This is a genomic window from Streptomyces sp. SAJ15 (assembly GCF_007595705.1).
In the GTDB taxonomy this organism is placed as follows: Bacteria; Actinomycetota; Actinomycetes; order Streptomycetales; family Streptomycetaceae; genus Streptomyces.
This window is the reverse complement of record NZ_NISY01000005.1, coordinates 379494-402337: the sequence shown is the minus strand read 5'-3', so window position 1 is coordinate 402337 and position 22844 is coordinate 379494. Positions and strand designations below refer to the sequence as shown.

Here is a 22844-nt window from a genome sequence, read left to right as displayed (position 1 = left end):
TCGAAAAATCGTCCGCACTTTTTTGTTATCAGCCGATCGACCCCAGGTCTCCCATGTGTCGGACGGGCCGCGAGCCCGGCACAGGAGAGGGGTACGGATGGTGCACAGCGAGGTTGGAGCGGAGGTCGTCGCAGCCGCGCGATCCGGTGACGCGGAGGCGCGCGACCAGCTCGTCGCCCTCTACCTGCCGCTGGTCTACAACATCGTGGGCCGCGCCCTGAACGGGCACGCGGACGTCGACGACGTCGTGCAGGAGACGATGCTCCGGGCCCTCGGCGGGCTCGGCGGCCTGCGCGACCCCTCCAGCTTCCGCTCCTGGCTGGTGGCGATCACCGTGAACCAGGTGCGACGGCACTGGCAGCAGGAGCGCCGGACCGCGCCCGTCGGCGGGCTGCGGGAGGTCCACGAGGTGGCCCACCCCGAGCCCGACTTCGCCGACGCGACGATCGTGCGGCTCGGCCTCGAGGGTCAGCGCAAGGAGGTCGCCGAGGCGACGCGCTGGCTCGACGGCGACGAGCAGGAAGTCCTCTCCCTGTGGTGGCTGGAGGCCGTGGGCGAGCTCACGCGCGCCGAGGTCGCCGCCGCCCTGGAGCTGACGCCGCAGCACACCGCCGTCCGTGTGCAGCGCACCAAGGGACAATTGGAGACCGCGCGGGTGGTGGTCCGGGCGCTGAACGCCACGCCGCGCTGCGCCGGGCTGGACCACCTGGTCGGCAACTGGCACGGAGGCCCCTCCGTGCTGTGGCGCAAGCGAATAGCCCGACACGCGCGCGGCTGCGCGGGCTGCTCCGGCCACCGATCGGCGCTGGTGCCGGCCGAGGGGCTGCTGGTCGGTCTCGGGCTGGTCCCGGTCGCCGGCGCCCTCGTGGGCTGGCGGGCGAGCGACGCCGCCACACCCGCCGCGTTCGCGCCGACGGGGTCCGCCACCCCCGTGGACGGCGCCGACACCATGACGTTCGAGGCCCCCGGACACGGGCCCACGGGACCCGCACCCGACCCCGCGGCCTCCGCCTACGAGCCTGCGGCCCCTGCCTACGACCCCGTGGCCTCCGCCTACGACCCCGTGGCCCCCGCACACGACTTCGCGGCCCCCGCGTACGGTCACCCGTCCCCCTCGTACGGTCACCCGGAGCCCGCGTACGACCCCGCGTCCTTCGCGGCCCGCGCGTACGACCCCGCGACTCCCGCGGCTCCCGCATACGGTCAGGCGTCGCCCGCCCATGACCCCGCGGCTCCCACGTACGACTCCGCCGTCCCCGTGCACGACCTCGCGGCCGCCGCGCACGGCCCCGCCACTCCCGCGCACGGCCTCGCCACCCCCGCGCACGGCCTCGCCGTTCCCACGCACGGTCCCGCCGGGCACGCCGGTGACGGGGTGCCGCCCCGGGTGGGCCGGCACCGGGCGCGCCGCCGCCCGCGCGCGGCGCAGGCGGCCGGAGCGGCGGCGCTGATCATGGCCGTGGGGGGAGCCGCGCTACTGGTCGACGGGTTCCAGGACCGGGACGAGCAGACGGACAGCGCTTCGGCGCGCACCGTGTCGCTGACGGAGGACACGCCCACCCCGGCGCGTTCCACCCCGGAGCGTCCGACCACCGCCCCCGCCAGCCGCGCGGACGAGCCCACTCGGCGCCCGGTGAAGAAGTCGACGAAGCCGACCCGCAAGCCCTCGTCGCGTCCCACGAAGGGCGCGCCGAGCACCCCGGCCGTGCCGAGCACTCCGGCCACGCCGAGCACCCCGACCGCCTCCGACGCGCCCAAGCCCCGGCCCACGCCGAGCCGCACGTCCGAGACGACTCCGGACCCGACGCCCGCATCGGGGCGCGGTGACCAACTCGCGGCACAGGTCCTGGAGTTGGTCAACGTCGAACGGGCGACCGCGGGGTGCTCGCCGGTGCGCCGCAACGACCTGCTGGTCACCGCGGCCCAGCGGCACTCCGACGACATGGCGGCGCGCGACTACTTCGACCACACCTCCCCGGACGGCTCGGACCCGGGGGACCGGATCACCGCCGCCGGCTACCGGTGGCGGACGTACGGCGAGAACATCGCCGCCGGCCAGCAGACCGCCCAGTCGGTCATGGACTCCTGGATGAACAGTCCGGGGCACCGCCAGAACATCCTCAACTGCGACGTCACCGAGATGGGAGTGGGCGTCAACCTCGACTCCGGCGGGCCGATCTGGACCCAGGTGTTCGGCGACCGCTGACGACCGGCCCCGCCCGGAACCCCCATCCACGTTCCCCCATCCCCTTTCCCCACCCCCGTCATCGGCCCCCACGGCCATCCCCACACACCCGAACACCCCACACCCCCCACAGTCCCCCCCACATACCCCCCCACGGGTAGTACACGAGTACAGACAGGAACACTCATGGAGCAGAATCGCCCCAACCATCGGCGGAGCAAGGCGAGGCGCAGACTGGCGCTGGTGGCCGCCGCCACCGCGGCCGCCGCCGGGCTCGCCGTCGGCGTGGTCACCATCGGATCGGCGAGCACCGAGGACCGCCCGGCCGCCGCGAACGGGAGGACTCCCGGTGCGGAGCCGTTGCAGGAGAACCCGCCCGAGCCGCTGAGCGAGGTGCCGGACTCCAACAAGCGGCGCGGCATGGTGTACCAGGGTCTCAAGCCCGCCCCCGAGGGCGACCCCTGCGTGGGCGTCTACGTCGTCTCCAAGGCGAAGCTGTGCACCCACGGCCCGGACGCCCCGCCGAAGGGCGTCGACATCGCCAAGGACACCCCGCCCGCGGTGCCTCGGACCGTCCAGGCCCCGTCGCTGAAGGGCGGCGGCTCCGCCACGCCGGACGCCGCCGACGTCCTGCGCGGCGGAGTGCCCGCGCTCGACGCGCGGACCGGCGAGGCGGACCGTCCCGCCTCGCCGGCCTCCGGGCCGACCGCGGGCGACCCGAAGGCCGGCGCCGACACCAAGGTGGTCTGCGAGGGCGACGGCTCCTCCGGCAACCGGGTGCAGGTGCTCTACGTGCACGCTCCCGGCGGCGACCGCTACGCCGAGTACGTGGCGTCCTTCAAGAAGTGGGCGGCCGAGGCGGACGTCATCTACGACGCCAGCGCCAAGGAGACCGGCGGCGCCCGGCACATCCGCTACGTCACCGAGTCCGACTGCACCGCCTCGGTGCTGAACGTCGAGGTGTCGGCCGCCGCCCTGCGGGAGTTCGGCTCCACCAACAACGAACTGGCCGCGAAGGGCTTCAACCGACGCGACCGCAAGTACATGATGTTCGTCGACTCCAAGGTGTACTGCGGCATCGGCACCTTCAACGGCGACGAGCGTCCCGGCTCGGAGAACCTGAGCAACTTCGGTCCCTCCTACGGGCGCACGGACGCCGGGTGCTGGGGCGGCTCGACGCCGGCCCACGAACTGGGCCACAACCTCGGTGCGGTCAACAACAGCGCCCCGAACACCAGCCAGGGCGGACACTGCGTCGACGAGTGGGACATCATGTGCTACTCCGACTCGCCGAACTACCCGCAGATGCGCACCGTGTGCCCGGAGCGCACCTCCGACGAGCGCCTGGACTGCAACCACGACGACTACTACAACACGTCGCCCAAGCGGGGTAGTTACCTCGACACCCACTGGAACATCGCCAACAACCGCTTCCTGATAGCCGGCGGTGGCGACACCGGGCCGAACCCGTCCCCGTCGCCCACCCCGACCCGCACCCCGAACCCGACGCCCACCCCGACCCCGACGTCCACCCCCGGCCCGGCCACGGGCCCGGCCGCCAAGGTCAGCCAGATCACCTCGAACTCCGCGGTGGTGAGCTGGGCCAAGGTGCCCTCCGCAGCCGGCTACACGCTCTACCTCGACGGAAAGAAGCTCGCCGACGTCACCGGCACCAGCGTCCGGGTCGTCCGGCTGAAGCCCGGCACGTCCTACCGGGTCGCGGTCGCCGTGCGCGAGGCGGGCGGCAAGACCTCGCAGCCCGGCGCCGCGCACTCGTTCCGCACCCTGACCGCCGGTTCCGACTCCACGCCCACCGAGCCGGGGGCGAAGTACCTGATGCTCAACGCCCTCACCGGCCAGGCGGCCGACATGTGGGGCGGCTCCACCAACAACGGCACGGTCGCCATCGCCTACCAGCGCCACGGCTACGCCAACCAGCAGTGGGTCTTCGAACCCGCCGGCGGCGACGCGGTGCGGGTGAAGTCGGCGGCGTCCGGCAAGTGCCTTCAGTTCTCCTCCGCGGTCGCGGGCCAGTACGTCGCCCAGCAGCCGTGCGGCGGTGCCGCGGGCCAGAAGTGGCGGCTGCGCGCGTCCGCGGACGGCACGTACGTCCTCCAGCCCGGGGACTCCTCGCTCGTGCTGGGTGTCAGCAAGCGCTGGTACTACGGCGGCTGGCTGCTGGAGCTCCAGCGCAAGAACGACGAGGGCTACCAGCGCTGGAGCCTGCAGCGCGCCTCTTGATCCGCGTGAGCTGATCACGTAGGTCCGGACCGGGTCGGCGGCCCTGTTCTTTCCCCCACGGCCGCCGGCCCGCCCCCCGTTCCCCCGGTTCCCCGTTCCCCCGGCCCCCCAGCCGCTCTCCCGTGTTCAGGAGTCCCCGTGCCCCACGTCCGTCGCCCACGACTCGCCCCGCCCGCGGCCCGCGGCGCCGGTGCGGTCCTTCTCACCGCGTTCGCCGCGCTGCTCGCCCTCGGCCCGGCCGGGCCGGCCGCCGCGCACGGCGACACCATCCACTTCGAGGTGGAGACCGCGGCCTCAGACGGACATGTGGAGGCCGTCGCGACCTGGGAGAACGACAACGACCCGGTGACGGACGCCATCGCGGGCACACTGTCCGCCGTCGACGTCAACGGGCGCTCCCTCGGCCCCTGGAAGCTGGTCCCCGTCCCCGGCGAGGAGGCACGGTACACCACCCGCCAGGAACTGCCCCCGGGCCGTTGGACGGTGACCGTCAACTGCGGCTTCCCCGACCTCGGCCGTGGTGAGGCCACGGTGGACGTGCCCGCCCGGGAGCCGCGCACCGAGCGTCCGGAGCCCGCCGGGCGGACGGAGTCCGCGAAGCCGGCGGAACCCGCCCGCGACGCGGACCGCGCGGAGCGGCAGGGGACGGCGGAGCGCGAGAGCGCCGGCGGCGAGGGCTCGTCGTCCGCGCTGCCCCTCTGGGCGGGCGCGGGCGCCGTCGTCGCCGTCGGCGGCGGGGCGACGGTGCTGCTGGTCCGTCGGCGCCGCGCCGCCGCGCGCTAGCTCGGCGCCGCCGCGAGGGCCGTCAGGCGTCGAACGCCTGTCGGCCCTCGCCGTTTCCCCGGCCGTCGCCCGATCGTCGCCCCGGGAGGGACTTCGCCGCGCTCAACGCCATGGACACCCTGCCGCCGCGCCCCGCGGGGGGTGGCGGGAGACCCCCGTCCCGGTTGCCAAGGGCGACCTCACCGCCGTCGCCGCGCTCAGCACCCCCCGGGCGTGGGCCGTCGGCTACCGGCTGACGTCCGACGGCCAGGCGGAGGCGCTGGCCCTGCGCTGGGACGGCACCTCCTGGCGCCAGGAGTCCACGCTGCCGCGCGACAGCTTCCCCCAGGCCCTCGCCGTGCGGAGCGCCGCCGACCTCTGGGCGGTCGGCGCCACGGCGGCGCACTGGAACGGCCGGGCGTGGACCGCCCACGCCCTGACGCCCGACCCCGGCGGCCGGGTGCTCCCCGACGCGGTCGCCACCGCGCCCGACGGGTGGGCGTGGACGGTGGGCAGGGCCGTGCCGCGGTCCATCGCGTCCGCCGTTCCCGCTGTCCAGGGACGCCACCCGACGGCGCTGGTCGCGGGCGGCCGACCCCGCAGTGGTGGTGCGCGGCTCCTCGGCGGTGCCCGGTGGGGGCGGGCTGTGGGCCGTGGGGGTCGCCAGGCGGGGCGACCTGGTGCCGGTGGCGACCCGTTTCGGCGGCTGACGTCCGTGGGCGCCCGGTGCCTCGCGCTCAGGCCCCCTCGACGGGAGGGCGACCGGGGGCCGGTCCCGCTCGCTGCCCGTGATGGCGACCACGGTGCGTGAGCTATGTTGAGCGGGAGCGGGACGATAAGGAGGCACACCGGTGCCATCAGGGCAGCAGGCACGCGCGCAGGCGTCCGCGATCACGCCGGGCAGGCGGGCTCCCGGGGGCGAACCGGCCCCGGCGGACAAGGTGCGTGCTTTGTTCGGCGGCCACCGGCTGTCCCCCGCGCAACGGCGCATCGCCCAGTACATCACCGACCACCTCACCGAGGCCGCGTTCCTGTCGATCACGGATCTCGCGGATCGGGTGGGGGTGAGCCAGCCGTCGGTGACCCGCTTCGCCTCCTCGCTGGGCTTCAGCGGCTACCCCGCGCTCCGGGAGGCCCTGCAGCCCATCGCCCTGAGCGCGGTCGCCGGCTCCCCGGACACCCGGGAGGAGGACCGCCGCAACGAGCTGCAGGCGGCCGTCGACGCCGAGATCGCCAACCTGGAGAGCCTGCGCCGGGTCTTCGCCGACGCCGACCAGGTGCTCGACATCGGCCGGGAGCTCGCCCGGTCGGTGCCGCTGACCATCCTGGGCCTGCGGATCTCCGTCTCGCTGGCCGAGTACTTCGCCTACGCGGCCAAGCGGATCCATCCGGACGTGCGCCTGGTCTCCCGCGGCGGCAGCGTGGCCTACGACGCCCTGCTCCAGTCGCGGGAGGCGGGCGGGACGTGGGTACTGGCCTTCGCCATGCCCCGGCACTCCAACGAGCTGCTGTCGGCCATGCGGGCCGCGCGCCGCACGGGCCTGCGCGTCGCGCTGATCACCGACCTGACGCTGGGGCCGCTGGTGGAGGAGGCCGATGTGGCGCTCACCGCGGGCACCGGTTCACGTCTCGTCTTCGACTCCTACGCGGCCCCCGGGGTGCTCTCCGCGGCCATCCTGCAGGCGATGGCGGACGCCGAGCCCGAGCGCACCCAGCTCCGGCTGGAGAAGTACGAGCAGGCCGCGGAGCAGCACGACTTCTTCCTGGACTACTGACGCGCCCGCCGCCGCCGCCGGACAGGACCGCCCGCCGTTCCCCGGCGGTGCTCCGGGGTGCTTCCCGGCGTTCCCCCGAGTGGTTTCCTCCCCGGGGCCTTCCCAGGGGTGCCACACTCGAGTGAGCAAGGATTTTCACGTGCTCCGACATGTATGAAATTTTTCATGCCCTTGCTTACTTGGCAGTATGTATATTTACTGCCTGTGGCACCCCAGGGACGGCACCCTCCTCAGTCGGCCCGATGGTGTTTCATTCGGGCAGTCCGCCCCCTTCGGATGCCCCCGGCGGCCCCGGTCAACCCCTGGGCTGGGGTCGCCGGCACGTGTCACCCGGTTCGCCGGGTCACCGGATCGGGCACGGAGAGCAGCGGCAGCCCCGAGAGATGCTCCTCCGGCACATCGCACGCCTCGGCGAGCGCCGTCAGGTGAGGGGCCAGCGCGGCGGTCAGCCGCTCGACGGTGTCGGGCAGCGCCCGGACCTGCTCGGCGCTCATCCGGCCGTCGGCCAGCAGCTCGCCGGTTCGCGGGGCGACCGCCTCCAGGAGGAACAGCGCGCACAGCTCCCCGAGGACGGCCCGGGTGGCGGAGTCCGTCACCGAGTCGAGCGCCGCGATGAACGCGTCCGCCGCCTGCAGCGTGGCATGGGCCGCGACCAGCTCCAGCGCCGGGCCCGACGCGGACGGCGATGGCCAGCGCGGCGCGGCTGCCGCCGAGCGCGCTCGCGCTCATGCACAGCTTGCCCACGGTGACCCGACCGATGGCGGCGAGGAAACGTTTTCTCGGGCTGCCCACCGAGCTCTCTAACGAACCGTCGGCCCGCAGCCTGCCGTGTGGGCCCTGCACCAGCGCGCCGCGGTCCAGACGGACCCGGTCGAACGCCGTGACGCAGTGGTCGACCGGGCTGCCGATCCGCTCGGGCAGCTCCCGCACCCGGATCCCGGGCAGCGGAACCCCGTCCCGGTCGGTGAGCGGGGTGAGGAAGAGGAAGACGCCCAGGTCCCGCCCGTCGACGAGCAGCCGGGCGGCCACCACCGCGCTCTTCGGGCCGCCCGCCGGACCGGAGTTGGGCATGAACTTCTCCGCCCCCTCGTTTCGCGGGACGGTGACCGGTCGTCATCGACCAGACTGCCCAGGAACAGGTTGTAGTGGCCCCGGCGACGGTGGCCAGCGCCCCGTCGACCACCGCGGCCCACTCGTGCATCGCCGCCAACCGCCGTGGGTCGCGCGCCAGCGCCTCGGCGTCGGGCGTCTCCTCGTGGAGCGCGCGGAGCCGGGCGAGGAGAGCGCGTGGCGCTCCTCGACGGTGAGCCCGGGGCGGTACCGGAAGAGCTCCCCGGAGACGACCTCGCGCCAGTGCGCGTGCCGGGCCGCGGGGGCGTCCGCGAACAGGGCGGCGGTCAGCGCGCTGTGGTCAACAGGCCCCGGAGCGTACGCAGTAGTATCGACACTCGAAAACATGACCTGCTTAACGATCAAGAATCGCTCTGGTCACCCTCCTCCCAGTCACCTAGGCGCGGATGTCCGAAACACCTGACCAGAAGCCGTCGGCGGCGCGTTGGCCGCAGCTGCGGGAACCCGACCGGATGCGCAGTCTGCTCGACGCGGTGATGAGCCTGGGACGCGGGCTCGAACTGCCGCAGGTGCTCCGGGGGATCGTCGAGGCGGCGGTCACCCTCACCAACGCGGAGTACGGCGCGCTCGGCGTCGTCGGCGACGGACAGCGCCTGTCGCAGTTCCTGCCGGTGGGCATGGCCGACGAGCTGGTGGCCCGCATCGGGCCCTCCCCGTGCGGACGGGGCATCCTGGGCGAGCTCATCCACAACCCGGTCCCGCTGCGCCTCACCGACCTCGGCCGGCATCCCCGCAGTTACGGCTTCCCCGAGCACCACCCGCCGATGCGGAGCTTCCTCGGGGTGCCGGTCCGGGTCCGCGACGAGGTCTTCGGCAACCTCTACCTCACCGAGAAGCGCGGCGGCGTCTTCGACGCCGACGACGAGGCGGTGTTGACCACCCTGTCCATCGCCGCGGGCGTGGCCATCGACCACGCCCGCATGTACGAGGAGAGCCGTCGCCGCGAGCGCTGGCTGGAGGCGCTGGGGGAGATCACCCGGACCCTGCTCTCCGGCACGGACGCGGCCCAGGTGCTGCACCTGATCGCCGAGTACGCGGCCGAGGTCGCCGGCGCGGACCGCGCCGTCGTGCTGCTCCCTTCGGACCGGGACGCCGGGGCGCGCGGCGCGTTCGGCGCGTCCGACCCGTCGTCGCCCGGCACGGCACCGGACGCCCCGTCGGGGACGACGGCCGGCGAGGTGCCCGGCCCCGACACGCTGACGGTGGCGGTGGCGTACGGACAGGGGGCGGAACGCGTCGAGGGGCTGACCCTGCCGGTCGACGGATCGCTGGCCGGCCTGGCGGTGCGCACCGGCGCCCCCGTCTCCAGCCCCCACCTCCGCTCCGACGAGCGGGCCTGCCCGCTGGGCGACGAGGACGCCGAGGAGTCGTGCGGTCCCGTCGTGGCGGTGCCGCTGCGCATCGACACCGGCGGCTGCGGCGCGCTGCGGCTCAACCGGCGCGCCGGGCGGCCCCCGTTCGACGACACCGAGGTGAAGCTGATCTCGGGCTTCGCCGACCAGGCCGCGATCGCCCTGGAGTTGGCCCAGCGGCGCGCCGAGTCGGAGGAGCTGGCCGTGCTCCACGACCGCGACCGGATCGCCCGGGACCTCCACGACCTGGCCATCCAGCGGCTCTTCGCCACCGGAATGACGCTGCAGAGCGCCACCCGGCTCATCGACCGCCCCGAGGCCGCCGAACGCGTCGGCCGCGCGGTCGACGACCTGGACACCACCATCCAGATCATCCGCTCGACCATCTTCGGGCTGCGCACGGCCGGCGTCGGCCCCGGCGGCCCGAGCCTGCGCCACGGCATGGCCGAGGCCGTGCGGAGCGCCGCCCGGACCCTCGGCTTCACCCCGTCCCTGCGCATCGAGGGGCCGGTGGACACCAACGTCCCGCCCGAACTCGCCGAACACGTCCTCGCGGTGGCCGCCGAGGCGCTCAGCAACGCCGCCCGGCACGCGCGCGCCCGGCGCGTGGACATCACCCTCGCCGTGGGCCGCGACGACGACGGCCGCGGGCCCGGCCACGGAGACACGGTCACCCTGACCGTCGTCGACGACGGCGTCGGCCTCGGCACCGCCCGGCACACCGGCGGCCTGGCCAACATGCGCGCCCGCGCGGAGCTCCACCACGGCTCCCTGACCGTCGAAGCGCCCTCGTCCGGTGGCACCCGCATCACCTGGCGGGCGCCGCTGCCCGGCTGAGCGTCGTACCCCTTTTCCAAAGATGAGCCGGGCGGCCGCACGGTCGCCGTTCCGTGGCCACCGACGTTGTGAGTAGCGCCCTATGACGGGGAGTGCCGGTCTGCGAGCATGCGTCGATGGGAGCGGGGAGCGAGCACGCACGGCTGTGGACCGCGGTCGCCAGTCCGCGGGTGGAGCTGCTGGCGGCCCGATTCGAGCGCTTCGCGTTCGACCGGCACAGCCACGAGCAGCTCTCCGTCGGCGTCATCGAAGAGGGCGCGGAGGGGCTGCACATGGCCGGCGGGAAGGTCGTGGTGCCCGCCGGACAACTGGTGATCCTCAACCCCGGCCAGGTGCACACCGGCTTCGCCGCCGCGGAGTCCGGCTGGCGGTACCGGATGTTCTACTTCGACACCGCGATGGTCGACGAGCTGGCCCGCGAGCGCCTGGGGGCTCCCGACGTCTGGTTTCCGGAGACGGCCGTACGGGACGCGGGGCTGTTCGCCCGGCTGCGCCGCGTCCACCGGGAGCAGGAGCGCGCCACCGATCCCCTCACCGCCGAATCCCTGCTGCTCGACGGCCTGGGCGCGGTGCTGCGGCGGCATGCGCGCACCGGCCGTGCGTCCGCCCCCGGGCCGCCGCGCGGCGTGCGCCGCGGTCCGGATCTGGCCCGGCAGCTGCTGCACGACCGGTGGACCGAGCCCGTCACCGTCGCTGAGCTCAGCGCCGCCGCGGGCATGCCGCGGGCCACGCTCATCGCCGCCTTCCGCCAGGCGTACGGGCTGCCTCCGCACGCCTATCTGCTGCGGCTGCGTGCCAACCGGGCCCGCCGACTCCTGCTGGCCGGGCAGCGACCGGCGGAGGTGGCGGCCGCCACGGGCTTCGCCGACCAGGCGCACCTGACCCGGGTCTGCAAGCGGTACTTCGGGGTCACGCCGGGAGCCATCCGTCCCTGACGCCCTGTGCCCCTGTGCCGCTGTTTCCCTGGGCCGCTGTGCCCCGAGTTCTGTCGACGCCTCCGCGACTTTCGTTCAAGACCACGGCCGGCCGTCGCCGCCAGGCTGTGTGTCGGTCGTACAGGCGAGAGACGAAGGGCGACTGGAACACATGGTCTGGGCTATAGCGGTGTCCCCGCTCGTCATGGTGTTGGGAATCATCACGGGTCTGCGTCGGCCGGCGCACTGGGCGGCGGTCGCGGGCGCCGCGCTGGCGGCGGTGCTGATCTGGTGGCTGCCGGACTTCACGTTGCCGGACGCGACGCTGGCGACGGGGGCCGGAGCGGCCGGTCTGCTGGTGCTCAACGCCGCCGCGGTGATGCTGCCCGGCGTCTACCTCAGCCAGGTGCTCACCCGTCGGGAGGTACACCGATCGCTGCAGGACTGGGTGCGCGGGCTGCCGCTTCCGGGACCCGCGAAGATCGCCCTGGTGGTGGCGGGCATCGCGCCCACCGTGGAGGCGCTCACCGGCTTCGGGGTGTCGCTGCTGGTCACCGTGCCCGTGCTGCTCGCCCTGGCGCCACCCCCGACCGCCCTGCGGCAGGCCATGCTCGGCATGAACATCATGCCGTGGGGCACCCTCGGCCTCGCCACCGTCATCGGTGCCGCGCTCACCGGCATGGAGACGGCCACCCTGGGCACCGCCACCGCGGTCGCCAGCGGCCTGGTCTTCCCTCTGGTGACGGTGTGGGCGGCGCTGCTGGCCGGCCCGCGGCGCCGGTTCCGTACCGCCGCCATGGCCGCGGCCGCGGGTGCCACGCTCTCGCTCGGGCTGCTGGCGCTCAACCTGGCGGGCGTGGTCCAACCGGCGGGCGTCCTGGCGGGGTTGCTGACCACGACCATCGGACTGGCGCTCTGCGCCACCCGTCGATCCCGCCTCGGCGCGAAGACGACCCGACCCCGGTCCGGCGCGGAGCCCACCCGGTCCCGCTCCGGCGCGGAGCCCGCCGGTGGACTGCTGCCGCCGCGTGCGGTCCTGCGTGCGTACGGCCTCGTCCTCGGCGGTATCGCGCTCACGCGCGCGGCGAAGGCGGCCGGGGTCCCGACGGTGGAACTGCACGCGGGTGGCGCCAGCTTCGCGCTGCTGTCCTCACCGGGCCTGCCCCTCCTGGCCGCCGCCCTGCTGTTGGACGGCGGCCGTCCGCACGGCCCGGACGCCCGCGCCGCGCTGGCCCGCGTCGCTCGGCCGCTGCTCGCCCTGACCGGGTTCGTCGCCCTCGGGCGGCTGATGGCGGACAGTGGCATGATCGGGGAGCTGGGCGCGGCGGTCGCCGGGGCGCCACCGCTGGTCACCGCGCTGGCCGCGCCCGCGCTCGGCATGCTCAGCGGCTTCATCACCGGCTCGAACGTCGGCGGCAACGCGATGATGATGCCGCTTCAGGAGCGCCTCGCCCCGAGCGGCGCGGGGCTCGACACCTGGTTCGCGGCCCTGCAGAACAGCGCCGCGGGCCACGCCGTCTTCACCTCACTGCCGATGATCATGCTGATCCTGGCCGTGGCGGGCGACCGCGCGAGGACCGCGGACGTCTCGGAGCACACGCTCCTGCGCTTCGGCCTCCGCGTGGCGGCCGCCGTGTACGCCGTACTGGCGGCGACGGCGGTGGTCCTCGTCCTGTACGCCTGATCCCCGGTTCCCGACCACACCGCCGGCCTGCCGTTCGTCCGGGGGATGCGGTCATGAGGTCCTCCGGTGGGTTCAGCGTTGGCGGACGGGGCGCACGACGATCTCGTTGACGTCGACGTCGGCCGGCTGCGCGAGGGCGTACGAGACGGCGCCGGCGATGGCGTCGGGCCCGATCGCGTGGGCCCGGTAGGCGCGCATGGCCTCGGCGGCGCCGGCCTCGGTGATGGTGTCGGCGAGCTCGGAGTCGACCACGCCGGGCGAGATGGTCGTGACCCGGATCGAGGGGTCGCACTCCTGGCGCAGGCCCTCGGTGATCGCCCAGGCCGCGTACTTCGTGCCGCAGTAGACGGCTCCGGTGGGCACGACCTGGTGAGCCCCGATGCTCGCGACGGTGACGAAGTGCCCCGAGCCCTGCGCGGCGAACACGGGCAGGGCCGCGGCGATCCCGTGCAGCAGGCCGCGGACGTTCACGTCGATCATCCGGTCCCACTCGTCGACGAGCAGGGAGTCCAGCCGCGACAGGGGCATGACGCCGGCGTTTCCGACCAGGACGTCGACGCGGCCGTGGAGGTCGCGGGCGGCCTGGACGGCGGCGGCGACGTCCGCGCGGTCCGTCACGTCCAGCCGTATCGGCTGCAGGCCGCCGCCGGAGCGGGCGGCCGCCTCGGCCGTGCTCTCCGCCAGTGCCCGCAGGTGGCCGGTGCGGCGTGCACCGGCCACCACCTGGTGTCCCTCTGTCGCGAGTCGTGCGGCGACGGCCGCGCCGATGCCGCTGCTGGCGCCGGTGACGAGGACGACCTTGCGGTCGGCCGGCTTGGCGTTGTCCGGGTGTTGTGTGGTCATGCCCTGGAGGCTGTCCCAGCCGGAGCGCCCGCGGGAGAGGCGGCGTCCTCCTGGGTGCGGCGCACCCAGGAAGCGCGGCGGACCCGGACCTAACATGGCGGCATGGCACGCTCAGAGCTCGGCGCCTACCTCACCGCCCGGCGCGCCCACGTCACCCCGGCCCAGGTGAACCTCCCCGCCACGGGGTATCGCCGGGTACCGGGGCTTCGGCGCGAGGAGGTGGCCCTCCTCGCCGGCGTCAGCGCCGACTACTACGTACGCCTGGAGCAGGGCCGGGAGCGCACCCCCTCCGCGCAGGTGCTCGACGCGCTGGCCGCCGCCCTGCGGCTGGACGAGGACGGCCGCCTGCACCTGTTCCGGCTCGCCGGCCTCGGCCCCCACGCACGCACCGGTGCCCCCGCCGTCGCGGACCGGGTCGAGCCGAGCCTGCTGGCGCTCATGGACGCCTGGCCGCACAACCCGGCCATCGTCTACAACCGCGCGTACGACGTCCTCGCCTCCAACACGATCGCCGACGCGCTCTTCCACGGCTGGGCGCACTCGCGCAACCTCATGCACGCCGTGTTCACCGACCCCGCGGCCCGCACCTTCTACCGCGACTGGTACGACGTCGCGCGCAACGCCGTGGCAGGCTTTCGACTCGGCTACGGCGCGGCGCCCGACGACTGGCGGCTGCGGCACCTGCTCGCCGAACTGCTGCACCACAGCCCGGAGTTCGCCGACCTGTGGGCCCACCACGACGTGCGGGGCAAGGCACTGGAACGCAAGCGCTTCGAGCACCGCGAGGTCGGGCCGCTGACGCTGACCATGCAGACGTTCGACGTCCGCTCGGCCCCCGGCCAGGAACTCGTCGTCTACCACGCGGAGCCGACGTCACCCAGCAGCGACGCACTCACACTCCTCGGCTCGCTGGCCGCGACCTCGCGCCGGGAGTCCTGAGCCGACGCCGCGCCGCTCGCGCGACAGGGCCTGCCGCGCTTCCGGGGCGATGTCGTCGGACACGACAACGGTTTCCGACCGGAGTACTAGTGCCCGCGTGGGTCGCGGCGGTTCAGGACGCGGCCGGCGATGACGGCGGCCTGGACGCGGCGGCCGACGCCCAGCTTGGCCAGGATGGAGGAGATGCGGTTCTTGACGGTCTTCTCCGCCAGGAACAGCCGGTCGGCTATCTGACGGTTGGTCAGGCCCTCCCCGATGAGCTCCAGGATCTGCCGTTCGCGGGGGGAGAGCCGATCGAGTTCCGAGGGCTCGGGGGCCGCCTCGGGCTGGTGCGGGCCGCGCAGCCGGGCCATCACGCGGGTGGCCGTCCGCGGGTCGAGCATCGACTGTCCGGTGGCCACCGTGCGGACGGCGGTCACCAGGTCGGAGCCGTTGATCTGCTTGAGCACATAGCCGGCGGCCCCCGCCATGATGGCGTCGAACAGGGCCTCGTCGTCATCGAAGGACGTCAGCATGAGACAGGCCAGCTCCGGCATCCGCGCCCGGAGCTCCCGGCACACCTCGATGCCCGCGTGGTCGCCGCCCGAGCCGCCCACGCCCCCCACTCCGCCCGGCGCCGAGCCCCCCGCGTCCCCGAGCCGTACGTCCAGCACGGCCACATGGGGGCGGGCCGCCGGCACCCGGGCGAGCGCCTCGTGGGCGCCGGCCGCCTCGCCCACCACGTCGATGTCCTCCTCGGCCTCAAGGAGGTCGCGCACCCCCCGCCGGACCACCTCGTGGTCGTCGAGGATGAAGACCCGGATGGGGGAGGGGGCCGGCACGCCGGCGGGCGGGGTGGGCTGGTCCTGGTGGTGATCCATGAAGATCCATTATCTCGCGACCGTCCGTGCCGCCGTCGAGGGGGCCGAACGGCCCTATGGATAGGGCCGGACGGGCCGCTACGGGCGGTGCCATATTGAACGCGGTTCGACCCCCCATCTCCCGATAAGGAGAGCCGCTGACCATGGACACCGTCAACGACGAGTACCACGCGCTGCTCGCCCGGCATGACGCGATGCGGCTGCGCCGACGGATCCTGTCGTCGCCGTCCGAGTCCCGGAGGGCCGTGGAGCCGTATGACGGCGCGGCCGATCAGCGGCTGATCACGCAGTACCTGGGCCTGGTGACCCCGTTCAGCGAGCTGATCACCCACCTCTACGACGCGATGTTCGAACGCCGGCCCTATCTGCGGTCGCTCTTCCCGGAGTCGATGGAGTTCCAACGGGCCCATCTGGCGCGCATCTTCTGGTACCTGATCGAGAACCTGCACGAGCCGGACGAGGTGGCCGCCACCTTCACCCGGCTCGGCCGCGACCACCGCAAGCTCGGGGTGCGGCCCGTGCACTACGAGACCTTCGAGGCCGCGCTGTGCGAGGCGCTGGCCCGTACGGCGGGCCCGCGCTGGTCCGAGGCGGTGGAGCAGGCGTGGGTGCGGATGCTGCGGTTCGCCGTCGCGGCCATGGTCGAGGGCGCGGACGCCGCGCTCGACGAACCCACCTCCTGGCACGCCACGGTGACCGGGCACGAGCTGCGCCACCCGGACATCGCCGTGCTGCGGGTGCGGACGGGGGAGCCGTACCCGTACCACGCCGGGCAGCACGCGGCCGTGGAGTCGCCGCTGTTGCCCCAGGCGTGGCGGCGGTATTCCATCGCCCGCGCCCCGCGGCCGGACGGCGAGCTGGAGTTCCACGTCCGACGGACCGGTCCCGGCGGGGTGAGCGACGCCCTCGTCGGGCACACCCGGGTCGGCGACACCCTGCGCCTCGGGCCCGCCCAGGGCACGATGACGGTGGCGGACGACCTCGCACGGGACCTGCTGCTGGTCGCGGACGGCACCGGTTGGGCCGCCGTCAAGGCGCTCGTGGAGGAGCTGGCCGCACGCCGGACCTTCCACCGCCGCGTGCACCTGTTCGTCGGCGCCCGCGGCCTCGCCGAGCTGTACGAGGCCGAGACGCTCTCCGGCTGGGAGCGCCACCGCCCGTGGCTGCGCGTGGTCACGGTGGTCGGCGAGGGGCCGGGGGCGAGCGAGTACGGCTCGGTGGCCGAGGCCGTGGCGCGCCACGGCGACTGGTCCGAACACCTCGCCTACGTCAGCGGCCCGCCCTCGGCGGTGGGCGCCACCGTGGCGCGCCTGGCGGCGTCCGGCCTGCCCGTCGAGCGCATCCGGTACGACCCCCTGCCCGACAGCCTGACCCCGGCCGCCTCCCGTTCGGCGGCGTACGAAGGAGTGGACGCGTGAGCCTCACCCCCGGCGCACCCGCACCCCATGTCATCGTCGTCGGCGGCGGCATCTCGGGGCTCGCCGCGGCGCACCGGCTCACCGGCGCCGGGCTCCGCGTCACCCTGCTGGAATCCGCCGGGCGGCTCGGCGGCAAGCTGCGCCGGGGCTCCATCGCGGGCGCGCCGGTCGACCTCGGCGCCGAGGCGCTGCTCGCCCGCCGCCCGGAGGCGCTCCAACTGGCGCGGGCGGTCGGGCTCGGCGACCGGCTGCGCGCCCCCGCCAGCGCCTCCGCCGCGCTGTGGAGCCGGGGCGCGCTGCGCCCGGTCCCCACCCGCCGGGTACTGAGCCTGCCGGGGGACCGGGGGCCGGGCGCCGCGGGCGCCGGACCCCGGATCGAGATCAGCGAGGACGTCTCGCTGGGGCACTACGACGCCTACGGCTACTTCGACGGCTACGGCTACGGCTCCGAGGGCGCGCTCGGGGCCGGCGACCCGTACGGATCGGACGGCACGTACGGCCCGCGCGAGGCGGAGGGCTCGGACGGCGCGCCCGGGACCGAGACCCCGGACGGCACCGGCGACCACCCGGACGGCCCCCGCGGCTCGGCGGTCGCCGCCGGCCGCCGCGCCCCGCGCGCCCGCACCCGCACCCGCGACGAGGCCCCCGGCGCGGGTGCGGGCCCCCACCCCGCCGGGCCGTCGATCGTCGGCGTCGACGGCGGCGTCGGCACCCTGCCGGGCGCGGTCGCCGCGGCCGTGCGGGCGGCGGGCGGAGAGATCGTGCTCGACTGCCCCGCCCTCGCGCTGAACCGCACCCCCACCGGCTGGGAGGTGCGCGTCCCGGCGCGGACCCTCGACTGCGACGGGGTGGTCATCGCCGCCCCCGCCTGGGTGGCGGCCACGCTGCTCGCCGCGGAGGCACCCGCCACGGCGGCCGAGCTGTCCAGGGTCGACTACGCCTCGACGGCCGTGGTGACCATGGCCTTCCGCCGCTCCGACCTGACGGGGCTGAGCGCCTTCGACGGCCGGTCCGGATTTCTCATCCCGCCCGTGGACCGGGACCTGTGCCACAGCACCATCAAGGCCGCCACCTTCCTCAGCCACAAGTGGGACTGGGTCTCCCGGCGCGCCCGGGAGCTCTTCGTGCTGCGCACCTCCATCGGCCGGCACGGCGAGGAGGAGCTGCTCTACCTGGACGACGCCGACCTCGTGGGCGCCTCCCTGCGCGACCTGGAGGAGGTGACCGGGCTCGGCGCCCGGCCGGTGGCCACCGAGGTGACCCGCTGGATCGACGGGCTGCCGCAGTACGGCGCCGGGCATCCGGCCCGGGTGACACGGGTGCGGGACGCGCTCGGCCGGCTGCCCGGGCTGGCCCTCTGCGGAGCCGCGTACGACGGGGTGGACATCACCGACTGCGTCGCCAGCGGGCAGCGCGCCGCGGACGAGCTCATCGGCGCCGCCTGAGACCGGGGCTCGTCCCCCTGAGACCGGGTCCGTCGCCGCCAACCCCCGCATCGGGCGGCGGCGGGCCCTTCCCCCGGCCCCGCGATCCCGGCCGGACCCCGCGATCCCCGTCCCCGACGGTCCGGCCCTCCCCTGGACCGTCAGACCCCGGCTCCCGTATCCCCGGGCCGGCCATCCGGCCCGGGAGCCGGGGTCACTTCTTCTTCGGAGTCCTCGAACCCCTGGGACTCTTCGGCGCGCCCCTGCCCTGGCGCGCCGCGCCGGCCGGCCAGACGACCTCGACCGGAATGCCCCGGGCCCGGGCGTAGGCCACCAGGTGCGCGGTCGCGTCCCGGCCGTCGGACGGCGAACCGTCCCAGACGGCGAGCACCGTGCGGCAGGAGCCGACCAGCCGTTCGTCCGCGCCGATGCAGGCGTACCGGTCGGCCGGGTCGAAGGGGAGCAGCCGCACATGCTCGGCCAGCACCAGCAGCTCCCCGGCGGCCGGCCGGTCACGCGCCGGCAGCACGGCCGGCACCGAGCCCTGGGCGGGCAGCCACACGGTGAGCTTCCGGCCGGCCGCGCGCACCGCCCGGCCGAAGGCCAGCGGCAGCCCGGCACCCGCCCGCACCAACCCCACCGCTCCCTCGGCCAGCCGCTCCAGTCGCTCCAACCGGGCCCGCAGCTCGGCCTCCACCAGCTCCAGCGTCCCCGCTGTCAGATCCGCATGCCCCACGGCCGCGATCACCGCACCGCTCCCCTCATCACCACGTTCCACCCGTTCACCGGGTCCGCGTCGCAGTGAACACAGCGGTGATCCCCCGCCGGTAGGGGCCGAACGGCCCTGACGGTGCCCGGTCGGCCGGCTCACCCGGCCGACCGGCTCCTTCGCACCTGCTCAGCTCAGACCTCGAAGTCCCGATCGAAGGTCTCCCGGGCCTTCTGCTGCTCCGCCTGGGCTCGCAGCCGGGCCTTCCGCTCCTCCTCGACCGCGCGCTCCCGCGCCTGCCCGGCTCGCTGCGCCTTCTCCTGCACATCCCGCGGCGTGGCCTTCACCCGCCCGGGCGTGCCCTTGGGCTGGTCTCCGATTCCCATAGCTGCTCACTCCTCGGGGCGATCGGAATACAGGAGTCGATTCCAGGGTGACACGCTTCGGTGACCGGCGCATTCAACCCCCTACTCGGGAGTTTTCCCCGGAGTTTCTCGGTACACGTCAACGGCGCGCGAGGGCGCGACGACGGGGCCGACGCCGGGGCCGGCGGGCGCGTGGCCCCCTGTCCGACCACGCGGACCCGGGGCGCCGGCGTTCGACGCGCGGCGCCCCCGTCGCTCAGCCGGTGCGCTCAGCCACAGTCCGCGAACTCGCCGACCCGGACCGGCGTCCCGTCCGCGGTCCTGCCGATGACGGTGATGTCGCAGCGGCCGCCCGCGCCGACGCCCGCGGGCCGCCGGCGCAGCACCCGTACGGTCTTCCCGGCGGGCAGCCTGGGGACCGAGAACCCGTCGGCGTCCTGGACGACGCCCCCGCCCCGCTCGGCGGCGGTCACCTCCAGGTCGTACAGGTCCCCGGGGCCGTGGTTGGTGATCTGCACGACGCCGCTTCTCCCCGGTCCGTGGTCGACATAGCGCGCCTCCAGCCGCGGGGAGTCCGCGACCTCCTCCCCGGCTCCGGGAACGGGATCGGCCAACGACGGGACGGGGGGAGTCAGATCGCCGGCGTCGTGCCAGTCGGTGCCGCTCAGCCGCACCGCGCAGCCGGCCGTCTGGAGTCGGATCGCCAGCTCCTGCCGCCGCTTGACGGAGTCGTCGAGCCGGACCACGTGCCGGCCCTGGATGTCGCTGAAGCCCCTGACCTCGCCCAGCTCCACGATCACCGTGCGCTCCTCGTCCCGGCCCATGGCCATGCCCGCCTCGAACAGGACGTTCGGCCGCGGCTGCAACCGCGGGACACACTCGGGGTCGCCCGGAAGGGTGAGACTCTCGTGCAGACGGGCGACGTCGTCCGGGGTCTGGAGGATGACCACGGCCTGCGCGTGGGCGAACACCGCGTCCAGCACCTCGCCCAGGTACGGGGAGCCCTTCCCGGTGAGCCGGATCGCCTCCGACCACTCGATCGGGTCGAGCCCGAGCGTCCGCAGAAACTCGAACAGCCCCTTGCGCGCGGGCTCGTTGCGCCCGTGGATCACGAACACCTTGCGGGGGTCGACGCCACCCGTGACGGTCTGCCCGGCCATGCCTTCCTCCCTACCCGCGGAGTCGGTCCCCTCGATCGACGTTAGCGGCAGCCGCCGGGCCGGGTACGTGGGCGTACTGGTCGGCCTGGAGCTTGTACGCGGCGGCGTAGCGGGAGCCCGGGCGGGTGAGGAGCTCGGTGTGGGTGCCGTGCTCGACCAGGCGGCCGTGGTCGAGGACGTAGATGGTGTCGGCGTGGCGACAGGAGGCCATGCGATGGCTGATCAGAATGATGGTGGCGCCCTGGTCGGCGAGCCGGCGGATGCGTTCGAAGGCGGCGATCTCGGAGCGGGCGTCCAGCGCGGCGGTGGGCTCGTCGGCGATCACGATCGGCGCGGCGCGGAACGTGGCGCGGGCCAGCGCCATGCGTTGCCACTGTCCGCCGGAGAGCCCCACCCCCTGGTGGTAGTTGCGGTCCAGCAGGGTGTTGAGCCCCTGCGGGAGCTCGGCGATGACCGCGTCGGCCTCGGCGTAGGCGGCGGCCCGATGGATGTCGGACGGCGAGTAGGGGTCGGAGGGGCGGCCCAGGTGGATGTTCTTGCCGGCGGTGAAGGGCCACTCCATGAACGACTGGTCGATGAGGGCGACGTGTTGGAAGAGGCTGGCCCGGTCCAGCTCCCGGATGTCCGTCCCGTCCACCAGGATGTGTCCGCGGTCGGGCAGATACAGCCCGGCGAGCAGTCGGGCGGTGGTGGACTTGCCGCAGCCGTTGTCGCCCACCAGCGCGACGATCTCGCCCTGACGGACCGTGAAGGAGACGTCGTCGACGGCCGGGGTGGGGCGGTCGGGGTAGGTGAAGGTCACATGGTCGAAGCGGATCTCCTGCGGAGCCCGCTTGAGGACGTGGCCGTCGGTCGGCATGGCCCGGTCGGCGGCGTTGCTGACGGCCTTCTCCAGGTCCAGGTAGAACAGCGACTGCTCGTAGAGGTGGTTGACCTGGCGGACCAGCTGGCCGAGCTGGGAGGTGCTGTTGCGGATCGCGATCACGGCCGTCCCCGCCACCGCCAGCGGGATCACGCCCCCCTGGAGGAGCAGCCCCAGCAGCCCGTAGGTGGCGGCCGTGGCGAGCCCCGAGACCGCGCTGGACGCCAGGTCGGTGGCGGCCTCCGCACGCGCCAGCCGGGCCTGCTCCGTCTCGTGCTCCTGCGACATCCGCTCGAAGTGGCCCAGCAGATGCGGACCGGCGCCGTGCACCCGCACCTCGGCCGCGGCCTCCTGACCGGTGAGCAGCTGGGACAGCTGGTGCCGCTTGCGCAGATGCTCCAGCCAGACCTGGATGGACTGGTACATGCGCCGGGCGCTGCGGATGGTGCCGTAGCCCTTGGGCAAGGCGATCAGCAGCAGCATGGGTAACAGCGCCGGGTGCAGCACCGCGAGCACCCCGGCGGCCGCGGCCAGGGAGACCAGGGCGTTGAGCACGCCCACGCTGTGGCTGATCATGCGGCGGGCCGAGTCCGTGCCGTAGCGGGCGGAGTCCAGCAGCCGCCGGAACTCGGCGCGCTCCAGGTCGGCCAGCTCCACATGGATCACCGGCCGCAGCAGCCGCACATTGGCCGCTCGCTCCACCTTGGGCTCCAGCCGCCCGGTGGCGGCGGTGGACACCCCGCGCAACACGGCGATCAGCGCGCTGGCACACGCCACCCACAGCAGGGACGGCAGCGCGGCCCGCACCCGCTCGGGGGTGGGCCCGGCGGCGAACAGCTCGACGAGCACCCGGTTGGTGGCCAACAGCCCGAAGGCGGTCCCCAGTCCCTGCCCCAGCTCCGCCCCGGCGACCAGCAGCAGCGCGGCGCGGTCCGTCGCCCAGGCCAGCCGCACCGACTGCGCCACCAGGTGCGGGATGCGCCGGGCCATGCCCCGGAAGGAGATGTTCAGCCGCGCCATCTCATGTCGTGCGTATCCGGTGTCCAGCTCCCGGTGGCCCCCGAAGAGCTCGCGCTCCACGGCCGAGTCGGGCCCCTTCGGCCTTCTGCCGGAAGCGCGCCGGACCGGTCCGGCGTGCCGGCCGGCCGACGGGAAACGGTGCCACATGTTGCGCCTCCGATGCCTGGGTCTGTCCTGCGATACGGCGATGTGCTCCGCTTAAGGGAGTTAGCCCAGTGCTGATCCCCCCGACAGGGCGCGGAGAGGAGCGAAAGGGGCATCGAGGGCGGAGAGCGGTCGATTCCATCCCATTCGGCGGTCCGACTCATCCGGACGCCGGGCGTGCGGCGTGCCATCCGGGTGATGGCGGCGGCCGCTTGCTCC

18 protein-coding genes are annotated in these 22844 nt (G+C 74.4%); 10 read left to right on the top strand and 8 right to left on the bottom strand.

Annotated features, from left to right (window positions below):
- Positions 1-97 precede the first annotated feature (97 nt).
- From CD790_RS16775 to CD790_RS16765, 3 genes are all read left to right on the top strand, one after another.
- Complete coding sequence (locus CD790_RS16775) at positions 98-2206, top strand: sigma-70 family RNA polymerase sigma factor (RefSeq protein ID WP_144384031.1); 2109 nt, start codon at positions 98-100, stop codon at positions 2204-2206.
- Between the two features lie 165 nt (positions 2207-2371).
- The gene (locus CD790_RS16770; RefSeq protein WP_260867631.1) at positions 2372-4426 is read left to right on the top strand and encodes an RICIN domain-containing protein; all 2055 of its coding nucleotides are present in this window, start codon (positions 2372-2374) and stop codon (positions 4424-4426) included.
- Between the two features lie 138 nt (positions 4427-4564).
- Complete coding sequence (locus CD790_RS16765) at positions 4565-5209, top strand: hypothetical protein (protein WP_186319058.1); 645 nt, start codon at positions 4565-4567, stop codon at positions 5207-5209.
- Positions 5210-5434: 225 nt separating this feature from the next.
- Here CD790_RS16765 and CD790_RS16760 read toward each other — a convergent pair whose 3' ends face one another.
- Positions 5435-5722, bottom strand: a complete 288-nt coding sequence (locus tag CD790_RS16760) for a hypothetical protein (protein ID WP_144384029.1) — start codon at positions 5720-5722, stop codon at positions 5435-5437.
- Between the two features lie 317 nt (positions 5723-6039).
- Here CD790_RS16760 and CD790_RS16755 point away from each other — a divergent pair, with 317 nt between their 5' ends.
- A complete protein-coding gene (locus CD790_RS16755) occupies positions 6040-6963 on the top strand; it encodes a MurR/RpiR family transcriptional regulator (RefSeq protein ID WP_144384028.1) in 924 nt (307 codons plus the stop codon).
- Positions 6964-7289: 326 nt separating this feature from the next.
- Here the strand turns inward: CD790_RS16755 and CD790_RS35815 are convergent, their stop codons facing one another.
- Positions 7290-7577: an acyl-CoA dehydrogenase gene (locus tag CD790_RS35815; protein WP_260867650.1), complete on the bottom strand. Its 288-nt coding sequence runs from the start codon at positions 7575-7577 to the stop codon at positions 7290-7292.
- Between the two features lie 969 nt (positions 7578-8546).
- Between CD790_RS35815 and CD790_RS16745 the strand changes: the two genes are divergently transcribed.
- From CD790_RS16745 to CD790_RS16735, 3 genes are all read left to right on the top strand, one after another.
- The gene (locus CD790_RS16745) at positions 8547-10283 is read left to right on the top strand and encodes a GAF domain-containing sensor histidine kinase (RefSeq protein WP_144384117.1); all 1737 of its coding nucleotides are present in this window, start codon (positions 8547-8549) and stop codon (positions 10281-10283) included.
- 116 nt (positions 10284-10399) lie between these two features.
- Positions 10400-11218: an AraC family transcriptional regulator gene (locus CD790_RS16740; protein ID WP_144384027.1), complete on the top strand. Its 819-nt coding sequence runs from the start codon at positions 10400-10402 to the stop codon at positions 11216-11218.
- Between the two features lie 151 nt (positions 11219-11369).
- Complete coding sequence (locus CD790_RS16735; protein ID WP_144384026.1) at positions 11370-12881, top strand: L-lactate permease; 1512 nt, start codon at positions 11370-11372, stop codon at positions 12879-12881.
- Between the two features lie 72 nt (positions 12882-12953).
- Here the strand turns inward: CD790_RS16735 and CD790_RS16730 are convergent, their stop codons facing one another.
- Positions 12954-13724, bottom strand: coding sequence for an SDR family oxidoreductase (locus tag CD790_RS16730; RefSeq protein ID WP_144384025.1), 771 nt, complete (start codon positions 13722-13724; stop codon positions 12954-12956).
- A gap of 102 nt (positions 13725-13826) precedes the next feature.
- Between CD790_RS16730 and CD790_RS16725 the strand changes: the two genes are divergently transcribed.
- A complete protein-coding gene (locus tag CD790_RS16725) occupies positions 13827-14663 on the top strand; it encodes a helix-turn-helix domain-containing protein (RefSeq protein WP_144384024.1) in 837 nt (278 codons plus the stop codon).
- Between the two features lie 86 nt (positions 14664-14749).
- On the opposite strand, the gene CD790_RS16720 is transcribed toward CD790_RS16725, so the two are convergent.
- Positions 14750-15523 carry a response regulator transcription factor gene (locus CD790_RS16720; protein WP_144384023.1) on the bottom strand — a complete coding sequence of 258 codons (774 nt, stop codon included), beginning with the start codon at positions 15521-15523 and terminating at the stop codon, positions 14750-14752.
- Between the two features lie 143 nt (positions 15524-15666).
- Between CD790_RS16720 and CD790_RS16715 the strand changes: the two genes are divergently transcribed.
- Both CD790_RS16715 and CD790_RS16710 read left to right on the top strand, forming a co-directional pair.
- Complete coding sequence (locus CD790_RS16715) at positions 15667-16941, top strand: globin domain-containing protein (RefSeq protein WP_144384022.1); 1275 nt, start codon at positions 15667-15669, stop codon at positions 16939-16941.
- Positions 16938-18386: an NAD(P)/FAD-dependent oxidoreductase gene (locus CD790_RS16710; protein ID WP_260867629.1), complete on the top strand. Its 1449-nt coding sequence runs from the start codon at positions 16938-16940 to the stop codon at positions 18384-18386. Before CD790_RS16715 ends, CD790_RS16710 begins: the two co-directional genes overlap by 4 nt.
- A 193-nt stretch (positions 18387-18579) precedes the next feature.
- On the opposite strand, the gene CD790_RS16705 is transcribed toward CD790_RS16710, so the two are convergent.
- From CD790_RS16705 to CD790_RS16690, 4 genes are all read right to left on the bottom strand, one after another.
- A complete protein-coding gene (locus CD790_RS16705) occupies positions 18580-19113 on the bottom strand; it encodes a hypothetical protein (RefSeq protein WP_144384021.1) in 534 nt (177 codons plus the stop codon).
- A gap of 155 nt (positions 19114-19268) precedes the next feature.
- Positions 19269-19460: a hypothetical protein gene (locus CD790_RS16700; protein ID WP_144384020.1), complete on the bottom strand. Its 192-nt coding sequence runs from the start codon at positions 19458-19460 to the stop codon at positions 19269-19271.
- 248 nt (positions 19461-19708) lie between these two features.
- Positions 19709-20599 carry a TIR domain-containing protein gene (locus CD790_RS16695; RefSeq protein ID WP_144384019.1) on the bottom strand — a complete coding sequence of 297 codons (891 nt, stop codon included), beginning with the start codon at positions 20597-20599 and terminating at the stop codon, positions 19709-19711.
- Positions 20600-20609: 10 nt separating this feature from the next.
- Complete coding sequence (locus CD790_RS16690) at positions 20610-22541, bottom strand: ABC transporter ATP-binding protein (RefSeq protein ID WP_260867628.1); 1932 nt, start codon at positions 22539-22541, stop codon at positions 20610-20612.
- Positions 22542-22844: the final 303 nt, after the last annotated feature.